Below are 3,069 nucleotides of genomic sequence, written 5' to 3'. Positions count from 1 at the left end.
TTGTCCGGCGGCGTCCTACTCTCCCACACCCTCACGAGTGCAGTACCATCGGCGCTGGAGGGCTTAGCTTCCGGGTTCGGAATGTGACCGGGCGTTTCCCCCCCGCCATGACCGCCGTAACTCTATCGACATGTCAAACAACACCACACAGTGGTCTGTTGTTCGTTTATCGAGAGTTGCACAGTGGACGCGTAGCAGCTTAGTAGTCAAGTCCTCGGCCTATTAGTACCGGTCAACTGAACCCGTTACCGGGCTTACATTTCCGGCCTATCAACCCAGTCGTCTAGCTGGGGGCCTTACCCCACAAAGTGGGTGGGATACCTCATCTTGAAGCAGGCTTCCCGCTTAGATGCTTTCAGCGGTTATCCCTTCCGAACGTAGCTAACCAGCCGTGCCCCTGGCGGGACAACTGGCACACCAGAGGTTCGTCCGTCCCGGTCCTCTCGTACTAGGGACAGCCCTTCTCAAGTATCCTACGCGCACGGCGGATAGGGACCGAACTGTCTCACGACGTTCTAAACCCAGCTCGCGTACCGCTTTAATGGGCGAACAGCCCAACCCTTGGGACCTGCTACAGCCCCAGGATGCGACGAGCCGACATCGAGGTGCCAAACCATCCCGTCGATATGGACTCTTGGGGAAGATCAGCCTGTTATCCCCGGGGTACCTTTTATCCGTTGAGCGACACCGCTTCCACTCGCAAGTGCCGGATCACTAGTCCCGACTTTCGTCCCTGCTCGACCTGTCAGTCTCACAGTCAAGCTCCCTTGTGTACTTGCACTCAACACCTGATTGCCAACCAGGCTGAGGGAACCTTTGGGCGCCTCCGTTACCTTTTAGGAGGCAACCGCCCCAGTTAAACTACCCACCAGACACTGTCCCTGAACCGGATAACGGTCCGAAGTTAGAGACCCAAATCAACCAGAGTGGTATTTCAAGATTGCCTCCACCCATACTGGCGTATGGACTTCACCGGCTCCCACCTATCCTACACAAGCTAATTCGAGTACCAATGTCAAGCTATAGTAAAGGTCCCGGGGTCTTTCCGTCCTGCCGCGCGTAACGAGCATCTTTACTCGTACTGCAATTTCGCCGGGCCTGTGGTTGAGACAGTGGGGAAGTCGTTACGCCATTCGTGCAGGTCGGAACTTACCCGACAAGGAATTTCGCTACCTTAGGATGGTTATAGTTACCACCGCCGTTTACTGGCGCTTAAGTTCTCCGCTTCGCCCCGAAGAGCTAACAGGTCCCCTTAACGTTCCAGCACCGGGCAGGCGTCAGTCCATATACATCGAATTACTTCTTCGCATGGACCTGTGTTTTTAGTAAACAGTCGCTTCCCCCTGCTCTCTGCGGCCATACAACGCTCCACCCGCGCGGGGCTTCACGTCTCCGGCCCCCCTTCTCCCTAAGTTACGGGGGCAATTTGCCGAGTTCCTTAACCACAGTTCGCCCGATCGCCTCGGTATTCTCTACCTGACCACCTGTGTCGGTTTGGGGTACGGGCCGCTAAGAACTCGCTAGAGGCTTTTCTCGGCAGCATAGGATCACTGACTTCACCTGAATCGGCTCGGCATCACGTCTCAGCCTTCATGTGTTGCGGATTTGCCTACAACACGGCCTACACGCTTACCCCGGCACAACCACCGGCCGGGCTCAGCTACCTTCCTGCGTCACCCCATCGCTTGACTACTACCCATCAGGTTCCCACGCTCCCCACCCTCAACCCGAAGGTCTTGGATGGTTTGGGTGGTTAGCACAACGAGGTTCATCAGGGACGCTCTTTCGCGGGTACGGGAATATCAACCCGTTGTCCATCGACTACGCCTCTCGGCCTCGCCTTAGGTCCCGACTCACCCAGGGCGGATTAGCCTGGCCCTGGAACCCTTGGTCATCCGGCGGAAGGGTTTCTCACCCTTCTTTCGCTACTCATGCCTGCATTCTCACTCGTGCCGCGTCCACAACTGGGTCACCCCGCTGCTTCACTCGCGGCACGACGCTCCCCTACCCATCCACACACCTGCACAAGGAATCAAGTCCAAGCGAGGTTAAAATGTGAATGCCACAGCTTCGGCGGTGTGCTTGAGCCCCGCTACATTGTCGGCGCGGAACCACTTGACCAGTGAGCTATTACGCACTCTTTAAAGGGTGGCTGCTTCTAAGCCAACCTCCTGGTTGTCTATGCGACCCCACATCCTTTTCCACTTAGCACACGCTTAGGGGCCTTAGCTGGTGATCTGGGCTGTTTCCCTCTCGACTACGAAGCTTATCCCCCGCAGTCTCACTGCCGCGCTCTCACTTACCGGCATTCGGAGTTTGGCTGATTTCGGTAAGCTTGTGGGCCCCCTAGACCATCCAGTGCTCTACCTCCGGCAAGAAACACGCGACGCTGCACCTAAATGCATTTCGGGGAGAACCAGCTATCACGGAGTTTGATTGGCCTTTCACCCCTAACCACAGGTCATCCCCCAATTTTTCAACATTGGTGGGTTCGGCCCTCCACGCGGTCTTACCCGCGCTTCAGCCTGCCCATGGCTAGATCACTCCGCTTCGGGTCTAGGACACGCGACTGAATCGCCCTATTCAGACTCGCTTTCGCTACGGCTCCCCCACACGGGTTAACCTCGCCACATGCCACTAACTCGCAGGCTCATTCTTCAAAAGGCACGCCGTCACCCCGCAAGGCTCCGACGGATTGTAGGCGAACGGTTTCAGGTACTATTTCACTCCCCTCCCGGGGTACTTTTCACCATTCCCTCACGGTACTCGTCCGCTATCGGTCACCAGGAAGTATTTAGGCTTACCAGGTGGTCCTGGCAGATTCACGGCAGATTTCAGGGGTCCGCCGCTACTCGGGAACACCCACAGAAGGTCAGCAACTTTCACCTACCGGACTTTCACCGTCTACGGTCAGCCATTCCAGACTGTTCGACTAGCCACTGACTTTGTAACTTCTCGAACAAGTGTCAGCTTGTTCAGTAGGGTCCCACAACCCCGACCACGCAACCCCTGACAGGTATCACACGCAGCCGGTTTAGCCTCAATCCGCTTTCGCTCGCCACTACTCGC

The 3,069-nt window shown here is 56.6% G+C and carries 2 rRNA genes (1 of these 2 running past the window's edge); both read right to left on the bottom strand.

The features are described from left to right. Positions 1-2: 2 nt before the first annotated feature. Positions 3-119: ribosomal RNA gene (rrf, locus tag ACFYPS_RS36780) — 5S ribosomal RNA — on the bottom strand. A gap of 82 nt (positions 120-201) precedes the next feature. Beyond that, a 23S ribosomal RNA gene (locus tag ACFYPS_RS36775) occupies positions 202-3,069 on the bottom strand (it continues 131 nt past the right edge of the window).

Origin of the sequence: Micromonospora sp. NPDC005087 (genome assembly GCF_042872965.1) — a bacterium.
Classification (GTDB): domain Bacteria; phylum Actinomycetota; class Actinomycetes; order Mycobacteriales; family Micromonosporaceae; genus Micromonospora.
Note: the sequence above shows the minus strand (reverse complement) of the source record. Positions and strands in the feature narration are given on the sequence as shown.